The organism is Bradyrhizobium sp. BWC-3-1, assembly GCF_032917965.1.
GTDB classification, from domain to species: Bacteria; Pseudomonadota; Alphaproteobacteria; order Rhizobiales; family Xanthobacteraceae; genus Bradyrhizobium; species Bradyrhizobium canariense_D.
In genome coordinates, this window is the sequence record NZ_CP136625.1 from 4,282,711 (window position 1) to 4,304,916 (window position 22,206).

The following is a 22,206-nucleotide window of genomic DNA, read 5'->3' on the forward strand; positions in this document are numbered from 1 at the left end:
CTCCGAGGAGGGATTCTGGATTGCTTCGCTTCGCTCGCAATGACGAATTACTCATCCCGCCATGTCGGCGTGCGCTTCTCGATGAAGGCGCCGATGCCTTCCTCGGCGTCGCGCGCCATCATGTTTTCGGTCATCACCTCTGCCGCATAGCGATAGGCGTCCGCAAGACTCATCTCGGCCTGGCGGTAGAACGCCTCCTTGCCGAGCTTGACGGTATAGGCGGATTTCAGCGCGACCTGTTCGGCGAGCGCAATGGCGGCGGCGAGCTCGGTGCCGGGCGCAACGACACGATTGACAAGTCCGATCTCGCGGGCGCGTGCGGCCGAGATCGGCTCGCCCGTCAGCAGCATCTCCATCGCCTGCTTGCGCGGCACGTTGCGCGACAGCGCCACCATTGGCGTCGAGCAGAACAGGCCGATGTCGACGCCCGGGGTGGCGAAGTGTGCTGCTTCCGAGGCGATCGCGAGATCGCAGCTTGCCACGAGCTGGCAGCCGGCGGCAGTGGCGATGCCCTGAACGGATGCGACCACGGGCTTGGGCAGGTGCACGATCGCCTGCATCATCGCACTGCAGGCGGTCATCATCTCGGCGAAGAAGGCACGGCCGCGATCCGGGTCGCCGCGACGCGCGGTCAGCTCCTTCATGTCGTGGCCGGCGGAGAAGGCGGGACCGTTGGCTGCGATTACGACGCCGCGGACGGACTTGTCGTCGCGGATCTCGTTGAGCTCGGCATGCAGGCTTGCGATCATCGCCGCCGACAGGCTGTTGCGGGCGGCCGGGCGGTTCAGGGTCAGGACCGCGATAGGGCCGACGGTCTCGCGCAGCAGGATCGGCAGTTGCGGGGAGGGGGCGCGGGCGGCCTGGACGGACATCAAAGCGTTTCCGGTTGGATTATTGCGATTGGATGACGCAGATAACTTAATGTAACAGGGGACGTGAAGCGAGGGTGAGGGGCAGCATGGCGTTAGCGAAAATGAGCGTGGCGGAGCTCGAGCAGTTCCTCCGCAATGAGTTTCCCCAGGCCTTCAGCGGCGACGACATCACGATCGAGAGCGCGGACGGTCAGGCCTGCCTTTTGCGTCAGCGCTATAGCGAAAAGATGCTGCGGCCGGGTGGAACCGTGTCCGGCCCGACCCTGATGGCGCTCGCCGATTTCGCGATGTACGTGGTGCTGTTGTCCGCGATCGGGCCGATCGGGCTCGCGGTGACCACCAATCTCAACATTAACTTCCTGCGCAAGGGCCAGCCCGGGCAGGACGTGCTGGCGGAGGCGCGGCTGCTCAAGCTCGGCAAGCGCCTCGCAGTCGGTGAGGTGAAGCTATTGTCCGGCACCTCGCCCGATCCGATTGCGCATGTCACCTCGACCTATTCCATTCCAAACGTTTGAACTTTTTACGGGTATCTTAATACCATATTTCCAAGCCGTTGATATTTAACAAGTAAATTCCGCCTTTGGGCATTGACCGCGGCGCCTCTGTTCTCTAGAAAACCGCCAGTCCGGTGCGGTGTTCGCGCCGATGCTCCCCGTTCACGGAAACTCTGACATGAAAACCTTTTCGGCAAAGCCGGCTGAGGTGACGAAGAAGTGGGTACTGATCGACGCCAAGGGTCTGGTCGTCGGCCGTCTCGCCACCATCGTCGCCATGCGCCTGCGCGGCAAGCACCTCCCGACCTACACCCCGCACGTTGATTGCGGCGACAACATCATCATCATCAACGCGCAGCATGCGGTTCTCACCGGCCGCAAGCGCGAGCAGAAGACCTATTACAAGCACACCGGCTATGTCGGCCACGTCAAGGAGCGCACCGCGCGCCAGATCCTCGAGGGCAAGCATCCCGAGCGCGTGCTCGAGAAGGCCGTCGAGCGCATGATCCCGCGTGGCCCGCTCGGTCGCGTCCAGATGGGCAACCTCCGCGTCTATGGCGGCGCCGATCATCCGCACGAGGCCCAGACGCCCGAGAAGATCGACATCGCCAAGTTGAACCGCAAGAACACGAGGGCCGCATAACATGGCCGAATCCATCCAGTCGCTCGACCAGCTCTCGCAGCTCAAGACGGCGGCCGCGCCCGACGCGCCCAAGCACGAGAAGAAAGTCGACAAGTTCAACCGCGCCTATGCCACCGGCAAGCGCAAGGACGCGGTCGCCCGCGTCTGGATCAAGCCAGGCGCCGGCAAGGTCACGGTCAACGCGCGCGAGGTCGAGGTCTATTTCGCCCGTCCCGTGCTGCGCATGATGATCGAGCAGCCGTTCTCCGTGGCCGCGCGGTCCGGCCAGTATGACGTGATCTGCACCGTCGCCGGCGGTGGTCTGTCCGGCCAGGCCGGTGCCGTCCGTCACGGCATCTCCAAGGCACTGACCTATTTCGAGCCGGAGCTGCGCACCGTGCTCAAAAAGGGCGGCTTCCTCACCCGCGACTCCCGCGTGGTCGAGCGCAAGAAGTACGGCAAGGCCAAGGCCCGCCGGTCCTTCCAGTTCTCGAAGCGTTAATCGCATCGGTCGCATTCGTCGCGAAAGCGGCTTCAATGAGATGCAAAAGGGCGCTGATTTCAGCGCCCTTTTTGCTGTTCGTTTGTATGCAAATTGATGGCGTGTTTCCTGAAAACTTGGGCTCGCATGAAAACCTGAATGGAACCCGCGGGACATAGCGTCGCTTTTGGAAGGGCGCGCAAATCGGTTGATCCGATCGCGTAACTGCTATGTCTAGAAGGGGGCCGACATGATGTCGCTCGATAGCATCACGCTCTATTTGGTCGCCACCATGGTCGCCGCACTGCTCGGCGCCATGATGGTGTTTTTCGGAAGGCAGGAGAATAGCGCTGCGCTGAAATGGTGGGGCACCGCCTATCTCCTCGGCGCCGCATCGGTCGCGCTCTGGACGGCGGCGGGCGACAGATTGGGGCCGCATCTTTACCTTGCGCTGAACGCGGTCGGCTTCGTCGCGTGCGGCATGGTGTGGAATGCGGCGCGCGTCTTCCACGGCCGCAAGCCGAATTGGCCGGGTCTCCTGGTCGGCGCGCTCGCCTGGGTCGCTGCCGCCACGTTGCTCGATCCCGCCGCGTCCATGCTGCGCATGATCGTCGGCGCCGGCATCGTGTCGGTCTATGCGGCGTTGACCGCCAGCGAGCTCTGGGTCGAGCGACGCAAGAGCCTGCAACGGCGCTGGCCGGCCTTCGTGGTGCCGGTGATGCACGGCTGCGTCTTGATGCTGCCGATCGTGCTCGGCAGCTTCCTGCGTCCGCACGATGCGGGTTTCGCCAGCAGCATCTGGGTCACCGTGTTCGCGGTCGAGCTCGTGCTTTATGCCGTCGGCACCGTGTTCGTGATCTTCATGCTGGTGTCCGAGCGCACCGTCACCGCGCACCGGACCGCCGCCTCCACCGATCCGCTGACCGGCATGCTCAACCGCCGCGGCTTCTCGGAAGCCTGCGGGCGCGTGATCGAGCGCGAGGCAAAGGCCGGACGTCCCGTGACCGTGATGATCTTCGATATCGATCATTTCAAGTCGATCAACGACCGGTTCGGCCATCCCGCCGGCGACGAGATGCTGAAACTGTTCTCGACCGTCGTCGTCAGCAATCTGCGCATCAGCGACATGTCGGGTCGCATCGGCGGCGAGGAGTTCGCCGCCCTCCTGCCGTGTTCGCTCGAGGAGGGCGTGCTGGTCGCTGAGCGCGTGCGCGAGGCCTTCGAGACCTCCGGCGTCGTCGTCGACGAGGGCCCGGTCGACACCACCGTCAGCATCGGCGTCGCCGGCGGTCCGGCCGGCACCGAGCTCGAAGTGCTGCTGGCCTCGGCCGACACCGCGCTCTACCAGGCCAAGCGCGGCGGCCGAAACCGCGTCGAGTCGGCGGAGGAGCTGCCACTGTCGCTGGAGAACTGGCGCCGCCAGAGCGCCGCGCGGATCGGCGTGCCCAACACGCAGTCCAAAGCGCAGCCGGCGACCGCCTAGGCAAAGGAGGCCTCGCGGTAATCCCCTGTTTACCATTCGATCCCTACCATTGCGGTCATGGAATCGATCCGTCGACAGAACCCGCAGACCGCCTTGATGTCGCTCGAAGCCGCGGCGACTTCGGCACGCGGCGGCTTCGCGTGCCTGTTCTCGACCGCGGACGAATACGAGAGCGCGCTGATCACCGAGCGCCGCGCCCAGGGGCGCTACACGCAAGGCCGCAATTACTGGCCGCTCGCGCTGTTCGCCGGTTGTGCGCTGATGGTGGTGGGCACCGTTCTGCTGCTCGCCTGAGTGATCTGCATTCTTGGACCGGGCAGGGCGCCGTTTCGGCGCCTTTTTCTTTGTCGCGGGCTGCGGTAGACACGCCCATCGAACAAAATGGGTGGAAACAGATGATCACCGAGATCGCGCAAATCGACGTCAAGCCGGGCAGCGAGAAGGATTTTGAGGCCGCCGTTGCCAAGGCGAAGGCCGCTTTCGGCCGCTCCAAGGGTTTTCACGGTTTCGAGCTGCACAAGTCGATCGAGAAGCCGCAGCGCTATCGTCTGATGGTGAAGTGGGAGACGCTCGAGAACCACACCGTCGATTTTCGCGGCTCCGAGAATTTCACCGAATGGCGCGGCCTCGTCGGCCAGTATTTTGCGGCACCGCCTGAGGTGGAGCACACCGAAACCGTGCTCATCACCTGAGGCGGCTCAGGCCGCCTCCGCCAGAGGCGGCGCTTCATACGTCTTGAAATGGTCGATCACGACTTTGGCGATGGCGACCAGTGGCAGCGCCAGCGCCAGGCCCCAGATCCCGAACACGACGCCGAGCAGGATCTGGAACGCGAACAGCGTGGCCGGCGGAATGTCCAGTGCCTGCCGCTGCAGCAGGGGCGTCAGCACGTAGCTCTCCATGGCGTGGACGCCCATGAAGAGGAGAAACGCCGACAGCGCCGGAATCCATCCTGAGGCGAGGCTCGCCAGCACGACCACGACGCCGGCTATGATGGCGCCGACGGTCGGAATGAAGCCGAGCAGTCCCGCCTGAATCCCGAGAATGAAGGAGCCCGGGATGCCGATGATGAGAAGCCCGATCCAGGTTACCGCGCCGACCGCGAGCATGACGATCATCTGTGCGATCAGCCATCGTTCAAGTGTCTCGCTGACGCGGTCGATGATGACGGCCGTGCGCGCGCGATGTTTTGCAGGCGCGATGAACAGCAATCCCTCGCGATAGACGCTGGGTTGGGCGGCGAAGGCGACTCCCAGAAACAGCACGATGAAGATGTTTCCCACGCCGTGGATGGTGCCAAGCAGCAGCTTGAACGTCTGGCTCACGATCGCCCCGCCGCTGGAGGCAAGGGCGCCTGCGCCGGGTATTGCCCCGCGCGACGCCGTGCCGGCCGACGGCGTCGGCTCCGGTTGCGCGTCGGGAGACGAACCGGGTCCGGAGCTCCCGAAATCGAAGAAGCTGGTGTCGATGCCGTGATTGTCCAGGAATGATTTGACGTTGCCGATCTGGGATTTGATGGTTTTGCTGAGTCCCGCCGCCTGATCGGCGATGGTGGCGCCGCCGAGATATGCGATGCCCGCGAGCATCAGCGCGAGGGCCAAGCAGACGATCGCGAGCCGCAGCGTATGCGGAAGACGCGCGTGCCGGCCAAGCGCGTTGGTCAGCGCGTTGAGCCCAAGGCCCAGCAGCACCCCGGCGAAGATCAGGAGCAGGGTGGTCGCGAAGTACCAGGAGAACGCGAGCAGCACGGCGAACAGCACCACACCGATGCCGCCGACCGAAATGCCCCAAGCCAGATCAAAACGGGTCGGGGGTCGTTCATTCGGGAATGTGATCACGCAATGGCCTTTAGGTGGAACGGGGGGCACTCTTTCGACAAACACGCTTTTGATCAAGACCGCGTCAACGCGCTGGTTTGACGCTGCCGTATGAACGGTGCAGACCGACGAGGAGAGAACAGGTGGGGCGCGCTTGAGTTTCATCAGCAAATGGGTGGGTCTGCTCGGGCTTCTGGCCGTGCTCGTGATTGGCGACCAGATCCGGATCAATCGGCCCGGTCACAAATATCGCCTCGGGGTCGAGGTGACGACGCCTGACGGGATCAAGACCGGGTCGGGCATTCTGTCCGTCGTGCCCGATCGCGGCTATAGCCGGGGCGGCCGCACCACGATGCGCGGCGAGGCCGTGTTCGTCGACCTCGGCCGGGGAAAGAATGTGGTGGCATTGCTCGCGCATCAGCAGGGCGCGAAGCTCGATCTCGACGACATCAACTATGTCGCGCTCCGCGCTTATGGCGCTGCGCGAGGCAACCGCGTCTCGTTCAACGAGCTCAACCGGCAGACCGGCGTCGTCGCGGTGCAGGGCGACCTAATGCCCACGCTGGTGAGCTTTGGCGATCCCCTGGACCCTACGACCGCGCGCCTTGTCGCCGGCGACCATGTGGAGGCGGTGCTGGGCGACGGTTACGCACTCCGTGGCCTTACCGCCGAAATAGTGCCCAACGGGCTTTGGCCGATCGATTTCGGTGGCGCGCTCGGGGAGCCCGTGACGCGCGGAATCGAGACGAAACTGCCCTGGTTGGCTGCGCCGGGCGACCCGGCGGCGACCGCGCTGAAGACCGCCGGCCTGCCCCTTGGCGGCGCGATCGTGGCCGGGAGGCATTTGCGCGAAAATAGCATTGCCGTCCCGCGTACCCTTCTGTTGAATTTGTTCCACCCCAGGGGCATGTTTGGAGAATCGTCTTCGGCGAGAGGTCTGAACGGGAGATGAGAAAGCCGGTCGTCGGCGTGATCGGGAACGCCCATCGCGTTGAGAATCGATTTCAGGTCCAGATGGTCGGCGAGCGTAATCTGCGCGCCGTGGCCGAGGTTTCCGGCGGTCTGCCGGTGATGTTCGCGGGCTCGCCCGACATCACGGATATCGGCGCGCTGCTCGATACCGTCGACGGAATCGTGCTCACCGGCGCCCGCGCCAACGTCCATCCGACCCGTTTCAACGTCGATCCGTGTGAGGCGCACGAGCCCTACGACATCCACCGCGACGAGGTGGCGCTGGCGCTCTCGGTCGCCTGCGTTGCCCGCGGTATCCCGCTGTTCGGCATCTGCAGGGGCCTCCAGGAGATGAACGTCGCCTTCGGCGGCTCGCTGCATCCCGAGATCCGCGAAATCCCGGGCCGCATGAACCATCGCATGCCAAGGCTTGAGAATGGTGAGATCCATCCCGACCCGACAGTGGTGTTCGCCGATCGTCACGACGTCGATCTGACACCGGGCGGCGCGTTCGCGGAATTGCTCGGCTGTGACAAGATCAGGGTCAATTCGCTGCACGGCCAGGGCATCCTCGATCCCGGCAAGCGCGTGCTGATCGAGGGCATTGCCGAGGACGGCACCATCGAGGCGATCCGCATCGCGGAAGCCAAGACCTTTGCGCTCGGCGTGCAATGGCACGCCGAATACGACCCGCAGCACAATCCGATCAACCGAAAACTGTTCGAGGCGTTCGGTCAGGCCATGGTGGCGAAGCAGCGCGCGGCGGCGTAGCTGCGGGGCTGCGCCGAGGCCTATAAGGCTATCGATCGTTGCGACCGGCGGCGGAGGATTGGCGATTTTCGCAAACAGGCACGAGAACTAGTCTCCAGGATGGATTTCGCGGCGCTGAATGCATCCTGCGAATTACCAACAGCGCTCGCGATCTCTCGGGCGCAATAAACCAGATATCAAGAATTGATGCGCGCCAGTTTTCTCGATTCCGATTCGTTCTTTGAGAACGAAATGGAGTCAGACGCAGAACGAAACTCGATGACCACAAAAAAGGCGCCCCGAGGGGCGCCTTTCGTGCGTCGTGGTCGTTCGGGCCGCCTAGCCCGAATAGTACATCTCGAACTCGACCGGGTGCGGGGTCATTTCGAAGCGGGCGACTTCGGTCATCTTCAGCTCGATATAGGCGTCGATGAAATCGTCGTCGAACACGCCGCCGTTCTTCAGGAAGCCGCGGTCCTTGTCGAGGTTTTCGAGCGCCTCGCGCAAGCTGCCGCACACCGTCGGGATCTGCTTCAGCTCTTCCTTCGGCAGATCGTAGAGGTCCTTGTCCATCGCCGGACCCGGATCGATCTTGTTCTTGATGCCGTCGAGGCCAGCCATCAGCATCGCGGCGAAACCGAGATAGGGATTGGCGAGCGGATCGGGGAAGCGCACCTCGACACGCTTGGCCTTCGGCGAAGCAGTGTAGGGGATCCGGCAGGAGGCCGAGCGGTTGCGCGCGGAATAGGCGAGCAGCACGGGAGCCTCATAGCCCGGGACCAGACGCTTGTAGGAGTTGGTCGACGGATTGGTGAAGGCGTTGATCGCCTTGGCGTGCTTGATGATGCCGCCGATGTAGTGGAGGCAGGTCTCCGACAGGTCGGCGTATTTGTTGCCGGCGAACACCGGCTTGCCGTCCTTCCAGATCGACTGGTGCACGTGCATGCCCGAGCCGTTGTCGCCGAAGACCGGCTTCGGCATGAAGGTGGCGGTCTTGCCGTAGATGTGCGCGACCTGGTGGATGCAGTATTTGTAGATCTGCATGTGGTCGGCCATCAGCGTCAGCGTGTCGAACTTCATGCCGAGCTCGTGCTGGGCGGAGGCGACTTCGTGATGGTGCTTCTCGACCTTCACACCCATCTTGGCCATGGCGCCGAGCATCTCCGAGCGCATGTCCTGCACGGAATCCTGCGGCGGCACCGGGAAGTAGCCGCCCTTGGTGCGGACACGATGGCCGAGATTGCCGCCTTCATATTCGGTGTCGGAGTTGGTCGGCAGCTCCGAGGAGTCGAGGCGGAAGCCGGTGCTGTAGGGATTGGCGGAGAAGCGCACGTCGTCGAACACGAAGAATTCGGCTTCGGGGCCGACGAAGACGGTGTCGCCAACGCCCATCGACTTCACCATCGCCTCGGCCTTCTTGGCGATGCCGCGGGGATCGCGGTTGTAGGGCTCGCCGGTGGTCGGCTCGAGCACGTCGCAGGTGATGACCATGGTGGTCTCGGCGAAGAACGGATCGATCGTCGCGGTCACCGGATCGGGCATCAGGCACATGTCGGACTCGTTGATCGCCTTCCAGCCGGCGATCGATGAGCCGTCGAACATCGTGCCTTCGGCGAAAATGTCCTCATCGATCATGCTGATGTCGAAGGTGACGTGCTGCCACTTGCCGCGCGGATCGGTGAAGCGCAGGTCGACGTATTTGACGTCGTTGTCCTTGATCGATTTCAGGACGTCTTTGGCGGTCTTCATGCATACCCCTTTTGGCTCTGCGGGTCGGTTTCCAAACTTCGAGCGACCGTGTTCACGCTTCTTGAGGCGCGCGAGGCACAAACAAAACGAGGCCGCCGAAGCAGCCTATTTCTTGTCAGAATGTCGCAAAATGCGGGATAGCACCCGGCTCAGATAGCGTCCAGCCCGGATTCGCCGGTTCGGATGCGGATCGCCTCTTCGATGTTGGAGACGAAAATCTTGCCGTCGCCGATGCGCCCGGTTTGCGCGGCGCGGCGGATTGCGTCGATGGCGCGCTCGACCAGATCGTCGCCGATCACGATCTCGATCTTCACCTTGGGCAGGAAGTCGACGATGTATTCTGCGCCGCGGTACAGCTCGGCGTGACCCTTCTGCCGGCCGAAGCCCTTGGCTTCGGTGACGGTGATGCCCTGAAGGCCGACTTCCTGAAGCGCTTCCTTCACCTCGTCGAGCTTGAATGGCTTGATGATGGCTTCGATTTTCTTCACTGCGCGCCTCCCGGCCTTTCGAACAATAGCAACGTCTTCGTCAGGATGCGCTTTTCTTAACGCATGATCTTGTCTTCGCTATGCCGGGATCCCTGACCAATCCGGCAACAACGGCCGGCCACACCCTGATAAATGCCAGTGAGCACGACGAACCGAAGCGACTTCCGCGAAAGCAGGGTCTATGCCAAGTTGCAAATGCCCTGATTACTGGAGCGTTATCAGCCCTTTAACGTGCAGCTCTGATAGGTGGGCGCCGACCCGCACAAAATACCGCAGACTATGAAATAGGCAAACGGTTCAATATCTGTGCAGATCGTCGTTCCGCCGGATGGCCCGGTGCGGAACGTGCCTCTTGAAAAGGCTTTTGGACAGGGAAGTGGCATGGAAGTTCTGACCAACGCCGAAATGCAGCGCGCCGACCAGCTCAGCATTGCGGCAGGCACCCCCGGCTTCAAGCTGATGCTCAGCGCCGGTCAGGCGGTCGCCGAGGCCGCCCACGCGCTGGTGGAGGAGGGGCCAATCCTGATCGTGGCCGGCCCGGGCAACAACGGCGGGGACGGTTTTGTCGCAGCCGCCGAGCTCGCCGCGCAAGGCCGCGAGGTCTCGGTGATCCTGATGTGCGAGCGGGACCAGCTCCAGGGCGATGCGGCCTCGGCCGCGCGGGGTTGGAAACACCCGGTGCTCCCGTTCAACCCGCAGGCGATCGGGCGACCGGCGCTAATCATCGATGCGCTGTTCGGCGCGGGCCTCAGCCGTCCCGTCGAGGGCGAGGCGCGTGAGATGATCGAGGCGATCAACGCCAATGGTGCGCCGGTGCTCGCGGTCGACCTGCCGAGCGGCATCAACGGCACCAGCGCGGCCGTGCTGGGCGTGGCCGTGAACGCCGCCGAGACCGTCACCTTCTTCCGCAAGAAGCCGGCGCATCTGCTGCTGCCGGGGCGCATGCATTGCGGTCACGTCCGCGTCGCCGACATCGGCATCGAGGCGCAGGTGCTGGACGAGATCGCGCCGCAGATTTTTGAGAACGATCCGGACTTCTGGGGCTCGGCCTTTCCGGTGCCGCGCATCGACGGCCATAAATACGCGCGAGGTCATGTGCTGGCGGTCTCGGGCGATGCGGCGGCGACCGGTGCGGCGCGGCTCGCCGCGCGCGGGGCGCTGCGCGCCGGCGCGGGCCTGGTGACTCTGGCCACGCCGCGTGATGCGCTGGCGATCAATGCGGCTGCGCTCACCGCGGTGATGGTTCACCCCGTCGATACCGCCATCGAGTTCGGCGAGCTGCTCGGCGACAAGCGTTACAACACCTGCATCATCGGCCCTGGCGCGGGCGTCGGCGAGCGCACCTGCGATCTCGTCCACACGGCGCTTACCTCCCAGCGGCGCCTGGTGCTCGACGCGGATGCGCTGACGAGCTTTGCCGCCAATCCCGAGCGCCTGTTCGAATCGATCAAGACGTCGCAGGACAAGGCGGTGGTGCTGACGCCGCACGAGGGCGAGTTCCCGCGGCTGTTCTCCGACCTCAGCAACAAACATCCTGGGCGCTCGAAGATCGAGCGCGTGCGCGCCGCCGCCGAGCGCTCCGGCGCGGTCGTGCTGCTGAAGGGCGCGGATACCACGATTGCCGCGCCCGACGGCCGCGCCACCATCGCCGCCAACGCTCCGCCCTGGCTCGCCACCGCGGGTGCCGGCGACGTCCTCGCCGGCATCATCGCAGGCCTCCTTGCGCAGGGCGTCCCGGCGTTCGAAGCCGCCAGCATCGCGGTGTGGATGCATGGCGAAGCGGCGAGCGAGGCGGGGCCGGGCCTGATCGCGGAGGATCTCACCGAGACGCTGCCCGCCGTGCACCGACGGATCTATCATGCGCTGGGGATCGAGTACTAATGCTCAGGCCGCTCGCGCTCACCGATATGGGCGCGGCGGCGCAGGTTCACCGGGCTGCATTCGACCATGCGATGCCCTGGCTTGCTGGGCTGCATACGCCGGATGAGGACCGCTGGTTCTACCGCGAGCATGTCTTGGCGACGTGCCGCGTGTGGGGACGCTTCGATGCCGATGTACTGAGCGGAATCATCGCTGTCCGTGACGGCTGGGTCGAGCAGCTTTACGTGCTTCCTGCTGTTCAAGGGCGCGGCGTCGGCACCGAACTCCTCGATATCGCCAAGCAGGCCAGCGAACAGCTGGAGCTCTGGACCTTCCAGCGCAACGCGTTGGCGCGCCGCTTCTATGAAGCGCGCGGGTTCACGCTGATCGAGCAGACCAACGGGACCCGAAACGAGGAGAAAGAACCGGACGCTCGCTATCTTTGGACGCGTGGCCGATAGCTCACTCCACCTCGTACCAGCGCACCAGCCGCGGCGCGGCCCAGTCGGTGACGACGGATTCGATCAGCCACCGCCCGGGAGAGGCCGCAGCGAATGCGATGCGCTGGGTCTGGCCGGGTTCGATCGCGAGCGTGTCGAGCCAATAGGGCTTCCAGCCGTCGTCGAGCTTGTCGAGCAGGCGGAAATGGTGGCCGTGGAGATGGAAGACGGTTGCGACGGGGGCGGGGTTCTTGAGGGCCAACACGACGGTGCGGCCGGCCTTGGTGCGAAAGGCGGGGGCGGAGGACGTCGAGAAATTTGCGGCCCGTACCCACCCGGCGTCGGCTGCCCCGAGAGCGACATCGAATCGCACGGCGCCCCTCAGATCGAGCCGGTCGGGCAGGTCATTCGGAGGGAGTGGCAAGAGCGGCAACGGCGGCGCGCGCCGGTCAAGCTTGCCGGAGACCGTCAGGCGGCCGACCTGGCGCGCCTCCTTGCCGTCATGCAGCAGGAATGGGGCCGATGTGGCCGCATCCACGAAGGCGTCGGCGCGTGCGCCGGGAGCCAGCACCAGCGCGCCGTTGCGAGCCGGGAACGGCTCAGCCGGCTGTCCGTCCAGGGCCACCACGTGGACCTCGTGACTTTCCAATTTGATCGCCAGAACAGAACGTTGCGAGCCGTTGATAAAGCGCAGCCGCAGCCGCTCATTTGCTGAAGCTGAAAGTTCGAATGAAGTCGTTCCGTTGATTGTATAGAGCGGGGATGTGTCCTTCGGGTCCCGGCCCGGGGCAAGTGCGGTCCCATCCGGCCGCAGCCGCCACTCCTCGATCAAGAGGACCACGTCGCGATCGGCGGCGACCGTGTTGGTCTCGGTGGCGATGATCGGAAGCGGGCGCGCGGGCTGCTTCAGGCCGTCCTCGAACAGCCGGAAGTCGGCCAACAGGGTTCCCGCGGTTGGCACTGAAATGATTGATGTTTCCGTCGCGTCCGGGGCCGTCGGTGCGCGACCCCGAAGCGGGTCGGCCGCGGCCGGGCCATTGAGGCCGTACCAAACTGGTGCAAGCGGCACAGGCAGGTCGTTGCGGAAGACCACCTCGCAGCGGTCGCCACGTTTGAGGCGGACATCCCCGAGATGGCTGACGGCGGCCAGCTCCCAGATGGGTGTAGCCGGCTGCCCCGACCTCAGAGCCAGCGTTGCCGGCCTTGCCTGAAGCGCGAGTTGGGCGGTCACGGCCGAGACTGCGCCGCCCGCCGTCAGCCCGGCCGCAGAGGCGCCAAATCCGGCCAAAACCTCGCGCCTCGTCAGGTCGAAGATCCGCGTTTTCATGGGCCGATCCGGACCACGCCGTGCTGGATAAGTCCAGCCGTCGTGCCTAGGTGAAGCCTGCCTCTATCGGGCCATTTTTTTGCTGCGAACAGGCGGGCACATGCTATAAGCCCGCCGCCCGCGGCATCGCGGCCGGTCTTGATGCAAATTTACGCGGGCGTGGCGGAACTGGTAGACGCGCTGGATTTAGGTTCCAGTGACGAAAGTTGTGGGGGTTCGAGTCCCTCCGCCCGCACCAAGCGCTTTCAGCGTTTGCACGGATTACGCGATCTGCTCCCGCGCGGATGTTTGTCCGCCGGAAGTCGGTCCGATGAACCACCGGCGTTGAGGCGTTCGCCTCGCGCCGGATCGATTAATGACAGCGTCCCGACGCATGCGCGCCGGGACCGAACGAGAAGAAGATTGGACACCATGCAGGTCACAGAAACCCTCTCGGAAGGTTTGAAGCGCGAGTTTAAGATCAGCGTTCCCGCGTCTGATCTCGACGCCAAGGCCGGTGCCAAGCTCGTCGACCTCAAGGACAAGGTTCGCATCAACGGCTTCCGTCCCGGCAAGGTGCCGGTCACGCACCTCAAGAAGGTCTATGGCCGCTCGGTGATGGCCGAGACCATCGACCAGACCATCCGCGACACCAACACTCAGCTGTTCTCCGAGCGCGGCTTCCGCCTGGCGACCGAACCGAAGATCACCATGCCGACCGAGCAGGCCGAGGTCGAGGAGCTGCTCAACGGCAAAACCGATCTGACCTACACGGTTGCGATCGAGGTGGTGCCGTCGATTGCGCTCGCCGACTTCAAGACCTTCGAGGTCGAAAAGCCCGTGGCCGAAGTCACCGACGCCGACGTCGACGAGGCGATCAAGCGCATCGCCGATTCGAACCGTGGCTATGCCGCGAAGGGCGAGGGCGCCAAGGCCGAATCGGGTGATCGCGTCACCGTCGCCTTTAAGGGCACCATCAACGGCGAAGCCTTCGAAGGCGGCGCCGGCGAGGGCATCCAGGTGGTGATCGGATCCAACACCTTCATCCCCGGCTTCGAAGAGCAGCTCATCGGCATCGCCGCCAACGAGACCCGCACGCTGAAGGTGGCGTTCCCCAAGAACTACATGAACGACAAGCTTGCCGGCCAGCCGGCCGAGTTCGAGACCACCGCGACGCTGATCGAGGCGCCGCAGGATCTCGCGATCGACGACGAGTTCGCGAAGACGCTCGGCCTGGAATCGCTGGACAAGCTGAAGGAAGCGGCGCGCGAGCGGCTGGTGGCCGAGTTCGCGACCGCGACCCGCCAGCGCGTCAAGCGCGCGCTGCTCGACCGCCTCGACGAGGCCCATCGCTTCGAGGCTCCGCCCTCGCTGGTCGACGAGGAGTTCAATCTGATGTGGAACTCGGTGAAGGCCGAGATGGACTCCGCCGGCAAGACCTTCGCCGACGAAGACACCACTGAAGACGCCGCCAAGGAAGAGTACCGCAAGATCGCCGATCGTCGCGTGCGGCTCGGCCTCGTGCTCTCGGAGATCGGCGAGAAGAACAAGATCTCCGTGACCGATGACGAGGTCGGCCGCGCCGTGATCGAGCGGGCGCGCTCGATGCCGGGCCGCGAGAAGGAGGTCTGGGACTATTACCGCAGCAACGCCCAAGCGTTGGCCCAGCTTCGTGCACCGATCTATGAGGACAAGGTCGTCGACTTCATCCTCGAGCTTGCCAAGGTGACCGAGAAGAAGGTCTCGCGCGACGATCTCTACAAGGACGACGAGGCGGAAAAGACCGCGGCCTGAGGGCTCCAGAAGAGCCTTTAGGAGAGCCTCCAGGATAGCCTTGCATTAAGGATGATCAGCGAAGAGGTCGAGCTAGCCAGGTGCCCGGCTGGGCCTCTTTGTACGAATCAGCTTCAACTGCCTCACGGATTAAGCCTTAATTCGCTCCGCACTTGTCAGGCGCGAATTGGGCTATATCTGTCGCTACGCCCTCTCCTTCTGCCAAGTGCCTCTACCAAGTTCTTCTGCCAAGTTCCTGCATCACGGGACGTCCATCGGCCTTCCGGCAGATCCAGCCCCGACTGGCAGCCGGGCCTGGCGATGTCCGCCTCTTCAAAACCCTAGGTGACTCATGCGCGATCCGGTTGAAACCTACATGAACCTCGTGCCCATGGTGGTCGAGCAGACCAACCGTGGCGAGCGCGCCTACGACATTTTCTCGCGCCTTCTGAAAGAGCGCATCATCTTCCTGACCGGGCCGGTCGAGGACGGCATGTCGACGCTGATCGTCGCGCAGCTGTTGTTCCTTGAGGCGGAAAATCCGAAGAAGGAAATCTCGATGTACATCAACTCGCCGGGCGGCGTGGTGACGTCGGGCCTCGCGATCTACGACACCATGCAGTTCATTCGTCCGCCGGTCTCGACGCTGTGCACCGGCCAGGCCGCCTCGATGGGCTCGCTGCTGCTCTGCGCCGGCGAGAAGGACATGCGCTTCTCGCTGCCGAACGCGCGCATCATGGTGCATCAGCCCTCCGGCGGCTTCCAGGGCCAGGCCACCGACATCATGCTGCACGCCCAGGAAATCCTGAACCTGAAGAAGCGGCTCAACGAGATCTACGTGAAGCACACCGGCCAGACCTACAAGGCGATCGAGGACGCGCTGGAACGCGACAAGTTCCTGACCGCGAGCGACGCCAAGGAGTTCGGCCTGGTCGACAGGGTGATCGACAAGCGCGCCGAGGAAACCGCGTCGCCGAAGACCCCGTAGCACTACTGTGCCGGCAATCCCTCTGGGACCGCGGGCACCATCAGGGAGCGTTCACGTTAAGGACACGTGCGCGCGTCGCAAAACGCACTTTTGCGCCCTGCGACAGGCAGAAAGTTCCGCTTTCGTGCTTGTTTTTCGTGGCAATCCAGCAACGCCGGGGTGATTTCGATCACTTCGCCCGTGCCAAGACCGGAAATCACGGTATTGTCACGGGTAGCCGGCGACCCCCGATTAGCGAATTCTTGATAGTCGGGTGCCAGCATGGTTCGCTATGACTGATCGGCTATGATCGCGGGGAATCGAATGACCGCGATTCGCACGGCATGTAACGCGTAGGGTCTTTTTTGGTACGGAATTTGCTCTATTTGAAAGACTGTACCGGCTGTCGTGCCGGAATAGGGCGATCGAGCGGACGGGATCGAACCGCGGACGGAGACATGAATGAGTAAGGTCGGCACGAGCGACTCCAAGAACACGCTGTATTGCTCGTTCTGCGGCAAGAGCCAGCACGAAGTGCGCAAACTGATCGCGGGTCCCACGGTCTTCATTTGCGACGAGTGCGTTGAGCTCTGCATGGACATCATTCGCGAGGAGAACAAATCCTCGCTGGTGAAGTCGCGCGACGGGATTCCGACGCCGAAGGAAATCTGCAAGGTGCTGGACGATTACGTGATCGGCCAGAACCATGCGAAGAAGGTCCTCTCGGTCGCGGTGCACAATCACTACAAGCGCCTCAACCACCAGACCAAGCACAACGACGTCGAGCTTGCGAAGTCGAACATCCTGCTGATCGGTCCGACCGGCTCGGGCAAGACCCTGCTCGCGCAGACGCTCGCCCGCATCCTGGACGTGCCGTTCACGATGGCGGATGCGACGACGCTGACCGAAGCCGGCTATGTCGGCGAGGACGTCGAGAACATCATCCTGAAGCTGCTCCAGGCCGCCGACTACAATGTCGAGCGTGCCCAGCGCGGCATCGTCTACATCGACGAAATCGACAAGATCAGCCGCAAGTCCGACAATCCTTCGATCACGCGCGACGTGTCGGGTGAGGGCGTGCAGCAGGCGCTGCTCAAGATCATGGAAGGCACGGTGGCTTCGGTCCCGCCGCAGGGCGGCCGCAAGCATCCGCAGCAGGAGTTCCTGCAGGTGGACACCACCAATATCCTGTTCATCTGCGGTGGTGCGTTCTCGGGCCTCGAAAAGATCATCTCGGCACGCGGACGTTCGACCTCGATCGGTTTCGCCGCTCAGGTGCTCGCACCGGAAGACCGCCGCACCGGCGAAATCTTCCGTCATGTCGAGCCTGAGGATCTCCTGAAGTACGGCCTGATCCCGGAATTCGTCGGCCGTCTGCCCGTCGTGGCGACGCTGGAGGATCTGGACGAGGCTTCGCTCAAGAAGATCCTGGTCGAGCCGAAGAACGCGCTGGTGAAGCAGTACCAGCGGCTGTTCGAGATGGAGAACATCGAGCTGACCTTCGCCGACGAGGCGCTTGGCGCGGTTGCCCGCAGGGCGATCGAGCGCAAGACCGGTGCGCGGGGGCTGCGTTCAATCCTCGAGGCGATCCTGCTCGAGACCATGTTCGACCTGCCGGGCCTCGAAGGTGTGGAAGAAGTCGTGATTTCCCGCGAAGTCGTGGAAGGAACGGCGCGTCCGCTCTACATCTACGCCGATCGGTCCGATCGCGCCGTCGAGAACGCCAGCGCCTGATTTCGGCGCTGGAACGCTCCAATCGTCTCCTCAAGCAGGGGCTGCGGAAAGTATCTCCGCAGCCGGTGTTGCGTCGCTTATTTGCGTGCGTAAGCGCCTGATGGCGCGCGTCTTTCAATGACTTGACACCCCCCGGGTCGATAGCCACCTAATGTCGGCGGCGAGTAAAAATTCTCTTCAAGATTCGCCTCAGTTCCGATTCGGCAAGCCGGTCCAACCTCAAAAGGACCGATCGGTATTGCGGGTCACCTCGGCACCTTGTGGCGGTTGCGCATGAGCATGGCGGGCTGCGTGCAAGGGGGCAAAGCAAAAGGAAAAGGCCATGACCAATCCAAAACCCAGGCCAACCATCGTCCATGGCGAAACGCACGCCTATCCCGTGCTGCCCCTGCGCGACATCGTCGTCTTCCCGCACATGATCGTTCCGCTCTTCGTCGGCCGCGAGAAGTCGATCCGCGCGCTCGAAGAGGTGATGAAGAACGACGCGCTGATCATGCTCGCGACCCAGAAGAACGCGTCCGACGATGATCCGGCACCCGATTCCATTTACGAGACCGGTACGCTTGCCAGCGTGCTCCAGCTCTTGAAGCTTCCCGACGGCACTGTGAAGGTGCTGGTCGAAGGGCTCGAGCGGGCGCGCGTGCAGAAGTACACCGATCGCGCCGACTATTACGAAGCGACCGCGATTGCGCTCGCCGATACCGATGCGAAGTCGGTCGAGGCGGAGGCCATGGCGCGCTCCGTCGTGTCCGACTTCGAGAGCTACGTGAAGCTCAACAAGAAGATCTCGGCCGAGGTCGTCGGCGTCGTGCAGGCGATCACCGATTTTGCCAAGCTCGCCGACACCGTCGCCTCGCATCTCGCCGTCAAGATCGCGGATCGCCAGGGCATCCTGGAGACGCTGTCGGTCACGCAGCGCCTGGAGAAGGTGCTGGGCCTGATGGAGAGCGAGATCTCGGTGCTCCAGGTCGAGAAGCGCATCCGCTCGCGCGTCAAGCGCCAGATGGAGAAGACCCAGCGCGAGTACTATCTCAACGAGCAGATGAAGGCGATCCAGAAGGAGCTCGGCGACGACGACGGTCGCGACGAGCTCGCCGATCTCGAAGAGAAGATCTCCAAGACCAAGCTCTCCAAGGAAGCGCGCGAGAAGGCGCAGCATGAATTGAAGAAGCTGCGCCAGATGTCGCCGATGTCCGCGGAAGCGACCGTCGTGCGCAACTATCTGGATTGGCTGCTGTCGATTCCGTGGAACAAGAAGTCCAAGGTGAAGAAGGATCTGGAAGCCGCGCAGGCGGTTCTGGATGCGGATCACTACGGGCTGGAGAAGGTCAAGGACCGCATCGTCGAGTATCTCGCCGTACAGTCGCGCGCCAACAAGCTGACGGGCCCGATCCTGTGCCTCGTCGGCCCTCCCGGCGTCGGCAAGACCTCGCTCGGCAAGTCGATCGCGAAGGCGACGGGGCGCGAATTCGTGCGCGTCTCGCTCGGTGGCGTGCGCGACGAGGCCGAGATCCGCGGGCACCGCCGCACCTATATCGGCTCGATGCCCGGCAAGATCATCCAGTCGATGCGGAAGGCGAAGTCGTCCAATCCGCTGTTCCTGCTGGACGAGATCGACAAGATGGGCGCCGATTTCCGCGGCGATCCGTCCTCGGCGCTGCTCGAGGTCCTCGACCCCGAGCAGAACGCGACCTTCAACGACCACTATCTCGAGGTCGACTACGATCTGTCCAACGTGATGTTCATCACGACCGCGAATACGCTCAATATTCCGGGACCACTGATGGACCGCATGGAGATCATCCGGATCGCGGGCTACACCGAGAACGAGAAGGTCGAGATCGCGCGCAAGCACTTGATCCCGACCGCGGTGTCCAAGCACGGCCTGGACTCCAAGGAGTTCTCGATCGACGACGACGCGCTGCTGCTTCTGATCCGCCGCTACACCCGCGAAGCGGGCGTGCGCAATTTGGAGCGTGAGCTCTCCACACTCGCCCGCAAGGCGGTGAAGGAGCTGATGATCTCCAAGAAGAAGTCGGTCAAGATCACCGAGAAGACTCTCGAAGAGCTTCTGGGCGTGCCGAAGTACCGCTACGGTGAGATCGAGAGCGAGCCGCAGGTCGGCATCGTCACCGGCCTTGCCTGGACCGATGTCGGCGGCGAGTTGCTGACGATCGAAGGCGTCATGATGCCCGGCAAGGGCAAGATGACGGTCACGGGCAATCTGCGTGACGTGATGAAGGAATCGATCTCGGCGGCGGCGTCCTATGTCCGCTCGCGCGCGATCGTCTACGGCATCGAGCCGCCGCTGTTCGACCGGCGCGACATCCACGTGCACGTGCCGGAAGGCGCGACGCCGAAGGACGGTCCGTCGGCGGGCGTGGCGATGGCCACCGCGATCATCTCGGTCATGACCGGCATCCCGGTCCGCCACGATGTCGCGATGACCGGCGAAATCACGCTGCGCGGCCGCGTGCTGCCGATCGGCGGCCTGAAGGAGAAGCTGCTGGCTGCTGCCCGCGGCGGCATCAAGACGGTGCTGATTCCTGAGGACAACGCCAAGGATCTCACGGAGATTTCCGATGCGATCAAGGGCGGCATGGAGATCATCCCGGTCTCGCGCCTCGACGACGTCGTCGCCAAGGCGCTGGTCAAGAAGCCAGTGCCGATCGTCTGGGAAGAGGACACCAAGGTGACGGTGAAGCCGGACGGCGACGAAGCCGCCGGCGGCCTGACCGCTCACTGAGATCGCAGCTCGAAAAAGATGATAAAACGGCGCCTTCGGGCGCCGTTTTTTTGTGGGGCATTTTGTTTTGGGCAGCGGATGACGACAATGCACATCGACGGGCAATGCCATTGCGGCGAGATTACCTTTGAAGCCGAGATCGACCCGGAGACGGTGTCGGTCTGCCACTGCACCGATTGCCAGACACTGACCGGCTCGCCCTTCCGGGTGACGGCCGTCTGTTCGGGCGCCGAAGTCCGCCTGACTGCCGGCACGCCCAGGATCTACGGCAAGCGCGGCGACAACGGCCGGATGCGCTTCCAGCACTTTTGCGCCGACTGCGGTTCCCCGCTGTTCACGAGCGGCGACGGCGACCAGGAGGACGATTGGGGCATCCGCTGGGGCAGCATCCGCCAGCGCGACAAATTGCGGCCCGTCAGGCAGATCTGGTGCCAGTCGGCGGCGGTGTGGATCGACGCGGTGCCGCTGCTGCCGGGCCGGCCACAGGATTGAGGCCCTGGAATTGGCGTTCCGCGCTTGCCCGTTCGGGGCCGGTAGGGATAAAGAAGCGGCGAGGGGCGGTTAGCTCAGCTGGTTAGAGCATCTCGTTTACACCGAGAGGGTCGGGAGTTCGAATCTCTCACCGCCCACCAGCCTTTGCTCGCTTCGCGAGCTTCGGCTCGGCGAGCCAGCCTCACACGTTATTGGCGCGAAGCGAACGAAGGCTGCCGCGCCGAAGCCGATAGGCGCAGGCGGGCGATATCGAGCCACAGAGGCCCTGATGCAACAACCAAGCGGACACGAGCAGAACGCCGATCAGATCGCCTACTGGAATGGCCCCAGCGGGCAGCGCTGGGCCGATCGCCATGCGGCGCAGGAGAGCCTGCTGGGACCCATTGCCGACGTGCTGATCGCCCGCGCCAGGCCGAAGCCGGGCGAGCGCGTCCTCGACATCGGCTGTGGCTCCGGTGCGACGACGTTCGCGTTCGCGAAGGCTGTCGCGCCTGATGGCTTTGCGCTCGGGCTCGACGTCTCCGAGCCGATGCTGTCGCAGGCGCGCGCGTTTGCGCCAAAAGGCCTGCCGCTCGATTTCGTGCTGGCCGATGCGACGGTGCATCCGTTCGAGCCGGCGAGCTTTGACCTGTTGGCCTCGCGGTTCGGCGTGATGTTCTTCGCCGATCCCATCGCGTCTTTCACCAATCTCCGCCGCGCGCTGAAGCCGACGGGACGGTTGGCGTTTGCCTGCTGGCGCGAGCCGAAGGAAAATCCGTGGATGATGGCGCCGCTTATGGCGGTCTACAAGCACGTTCCCAAGATGCCGCCGGTCGGGCCGGAGGAGCCGGGCCCGTTCGCCTTCGCCTCCGAAGAGCGCGTGACGCGCATCCTGAAAGGCGCGGGCTTCATCGACGTCGCGATGGAGCCGCACAATCTCGCGATGGACGTCGCGATTGGCGGCGGGCTCGATGCCGCGGTCGAAGGCTCGCTCCAGATCGGCCCGGCGAGCCGCGCGCTGCAAGGGCATCCGCCGGAGACCTATGCCGCGGCAAAAGCCTCGATCCGCGAGACGCTCGCGCCGTTCCTGAAGGGTCAGAGCGTGGCGCTCCAGGGCGCGATCTGGATCGTGACGGCGAAGGCGGCGTAGGCGTCGCTCTGTCCCCATCATTGCGAGCGCAGCAAAGCAATCCAGACCGTTC

21 protein-coding genes and 2 tRNA genes are annotated in these 22,206 nt (G+C 63.8%); 18 read left to right on the forward strand and 5 right to left on the reverse strand.

The features are described 5' to 3' along the window. Positions 1-47: 47 nt before the first annotated feature. Positions 48-872 carry an enoyl-CoA hydratase gene (locus RX329_RS20770; protein ID WP_085394853.1) on the reverse strand — a complete coding sequence of 275 codons (825 nt, stop codon included), beginning with the start codon at positions 870-872 and terminating at the stop codon, positions 48-50. A gap of 86 nt (positions 873-958) precedes the next feature. Here RX329_RS20770 and RX329_RS20775 point away from each other — a divergent pair, with 86 nt between their 5' ends. The 6 genes from RX329_RS20775 to RX329_RS20800 all read left to right on the forward strand — a co-directional run bounded on the left by RX329_RS20775 (position 959) and on the right by RX329_RS20800 (position 4,644). Then, complete coding sequence (locus RX329_RS20775; RefSeq protein ID WP_007603483.1) at positions 959-1,387, forward strand: PaaI family thioesterase; 429 nt, start codon at positions 959-961, stop codon at positions 1,385-1,387. A 157-nt stretch (positions 1,388-1,544) separates the two neighbouring features. After that, positions 1,545-2,009: a 50S ribosomal protein L13 gene (rplM, locus tag RX329_RS20780; protein ID WP_018455120.1), complete on the forward strand. Its 465-nt coding sequence runs from the start codon at positions 1,545-1,547 to the stop codon at positions 2,007-2,009. 1 nt (position 2,010) lies between these two features. Beyond that, positions 2,011-2,490 carry a 30S ribosomal protein S9 gene (gene rpsI, locus RX329_RS20785; RefSeq protein WP_007603485.1) on the forward strand — a complete coding sequence of 160 codons (480 nt, stop codon included), beginning with the start codon at positions 2,011-2,013 and terminating at the stop codon, positions 2,488-2,490. A 229-nt stretch (positions 2,491-2,719) separates the two neighbouring features. Then, a complete protein-coding gene (locus RX329_RS20790; protein ID WP_018455119.1) occupies positions 2,720-3,952 on the forward strand; it encodes a sensor domain-containing diguanylate cyclase in 1,233 nt (410 codons plus the stop codon). A 57-nt stretch (positions 3,953-4,009) separates the two neighbouring features. After that, entirely contained in the window at positions 4,010-4,246 is a 237-nt protein-coding gene (locus tag RX329_RS20795) for a hypothetical protein (protein WP_018455118.1), read from the forward strand. A gap of 101 nt (positions 4,247-4,347) precedes the next feature. Next, positions 4,348-4,644 (forward strand): antibiotic biosynthesis monooxygenase family protein, encoded by a 297-nt coding sequence (locus RX329_RS20800; RefSeq protein ID WP_018455117.1) that lies wholly within the window; start codon positions 4,348-4,350, stop codon positions 4,642-4,644. A gap of 6 nt (positions 4,645-4,650) precedes the next feature. Here the strand turns inward: RX329_RS20800 and RX329_RS20805 are convergent, their stop codons facing one another. Then, the gene (locus tag RX329_RS20805; RefSeq protein ID WP_039799329.1) at positions 4,651-5,787 is read right to left on the reverse strand and encodes an AI-2E family transporter; all 1,137 of its coding nucleotides are present in this window, start codon (positions 5,785-5,787) and stop codon (positions 4,651-4,653) included. Between the two features lie 136 nt (positions 5,788-5,923). Between RX329_RS20805 and RX329_RS20810 the strand changes: the two genes are divergently transcribed. Together RX329_RS20810 and RX329_RS20815 are read left to right on the forward strand one after the other, a co-directional pair. After that, positions 5,924-6,721: a hypothetical protein gene (locus RX329_RS20810; RefSeq protein WP_317246360.1), complete on the forward strand. Its 798-nt coding sequence runs from the start codon at positions 5,924-5,926 to the stop codon at positions 6,719-6,721. Next, complete coding sequence (locus RX329_RS20815; protein ID WP_018455114.1) at positions 6,718-7,491, forward strand: gamma-glutamyl-gamma-aminobutyrate hydrolase family protein; 774 nt, start codon at positions 6,718-6,720, stop codon at positions 7,489-7,491. Before RX329_RS20810 ends, RX329_RS20815 begins: the two co-directional genes overlap by 4 nt. A 318-nt stretch (positions 7,492-7,809) precedes the next feature. On the opposite strand, the gene glnA is transcribed toward RX329_RS20815, so the two are convergent. Together glnA and RX329_RS20825 are read right to left on the reverse strand one after the other, a co-directional pair. Next, positions 7,810-9,219: a type I glutamate--ammonia ligase gene (gene glnA / locus RX329_RS20820; protein ID WP_007603494.1), complete on the reverse strand. Its 1,410-nt coding sequence runs from the start codon at positions 9,217-9,219 to the stop codon at positions 7,810-7,812. Between the two features lie 149 nt (positions 9,220-9,368). Further along, on the reverse strand, positions 9,369-9,707 hold the full coding sequence (locus tag RX329_RS20825) for a P-II family nitrogen regulator (protein WP_007603495.1): 339 nt from the start codon (positions 9,705-9,707) through the stop codon (positions 9,369-9,371). Between the two features lie 381 nt (positions 9,708-10,088). On the opposite strand from RX329_RS20825, the gene RX329_RS20830 reads away from it, so the two are divergent. Then, positions 10,089-11,588, forward strand: a complete 1,500-nt coding sequence (locus RX329_RS20830) for an NAD(P)H-hydrate dehydratase (RefSeq protein WP_085384770.1) — start codon at positions 10,089-10,091, stop codon at positions 11,586-11,588. Then, the gene (locus RX329_RS20835; protein ID WP_204511359.1) at positions 11,588-12,028 is read left to right on the forward strand and encodes a GNAT family N-acetyltransferase; all 441 of its coding nucleotides are present in this window, start codon (positions 11,588-11,590) and stop codon (positions 12,026-12,028) included. Before RX329_RS20830 ends, RX329_RS20835 begins: the two co-directional genes overlap by 1 nt. 1 nt (position 12,029) lies before the next feature. On the opposite strand, the gene RX329_RS20840 is transcribed toward RX329_RS20835, so the two are convergent. Continuing rightward, complete coding sequence (locus RX329_RS20840) at positions 12,030-13,334, reverse strand: multicopper oxidase family protein (RefSeq protein ID WP_317246362.1); 1,305 nt, start codon at positions 13,332-13,334, stop codon at positions 12,030-12,032. Between the two features lie 153 nt (positions 13,335-13,487). Between RX329_RS20840 and RX329_RS20845 the strand changes: the two genes are divergently transcribed. From RX329_RS20845 to RX329_RS20880, 8 genes are all read left to right on the forward strand, one after another. Continuing rightward, a tRNA-Leu gene (locus tag RX329_RS20845) sits at positions 13,488-13,572 on the forward strand. A gap of 173 nt (positions 13,573-13,745) precedes the next feature. Continuing rightward, positions 13,746-15,107 (forward strand): trigger factor, encoded by a 1,362-nt coding sequence (tig, locus tag RX329_RS20850; RefSeq protein ID WP_085362115.1) that lies wholly within the window; start codon positions 13,746-13,748, stop codon positions 15,105-15,107. A gap of 331 nt (positions 15,108-15,438) precedes the next feature. After that, positions 15,439-16,074, forward strand: a complete 636-nt coding sequence (locus tag RX329_RS20855; protein ID WP_007611005.1) for an ATP-dependent Clp protease proteolytic subunit — start codon at positions 15,439-15,441, stop codon at positions 16,072-16,074. Between the two features lie 441 nt (positions 16,075-16,515). Next, positions 16,516-17,787: an ATP-dependent Clp protease ATP-binding subunit ClpX gene (gene clpX, locus RX329_RS20860; RefSeq protein WP_007603503.1), complete on the forward strand. Its 1,272-nt coding sequence runs from the start codon at positions 16,516-16,518 to the stop codon at positions 17,785-17,787. 322 nt (positions 17,788-18,109) lie between these two features. Further along, positions 18,110-20,533, forward strand: a complete 2,424-nt coding sequence (gene lon / locus RX329_RS20865; protein WP_018455109.1) for an endopeptidase La — start codon at positions 18,110-18,112, stop codon at positions 20,531-20,533. 87 nt (positions 20,534-20,620) lie between these two features. After that, positions 20,621-21,025: a GFA family protein gene (locus tag RX329_RS20870; RefSeq protein WP_018455108.1), complete on the forward strand. Its 405-nt coding sequence runs from the start codon at positions 20,621-20,623 to the stop codon at positions 21,023-21,025. Between the two features lie 63 nt (positions 21,026-21,088). Continuing rightward, positions 21,089-21,165: transfer RNA gene (locus RX329_RS20875), tRNA-Val, on the forward strand. 128 nt (positions 21,166-21,293) lie between these two features. Next, positions 21,294-22,154: a class I SAM-dependent methyltransferase gene (locus tag RX329_RS20880; RefSeq protein ID WP_085384772.1), complete on the forward strand. Its 861-nt coding sequence runs from the start codon at positions 21,294-21,296 to the stop codon at positions 22,152-22,154. Positions 22,155-22,206 lie beyond the last annotated feature (52 nt).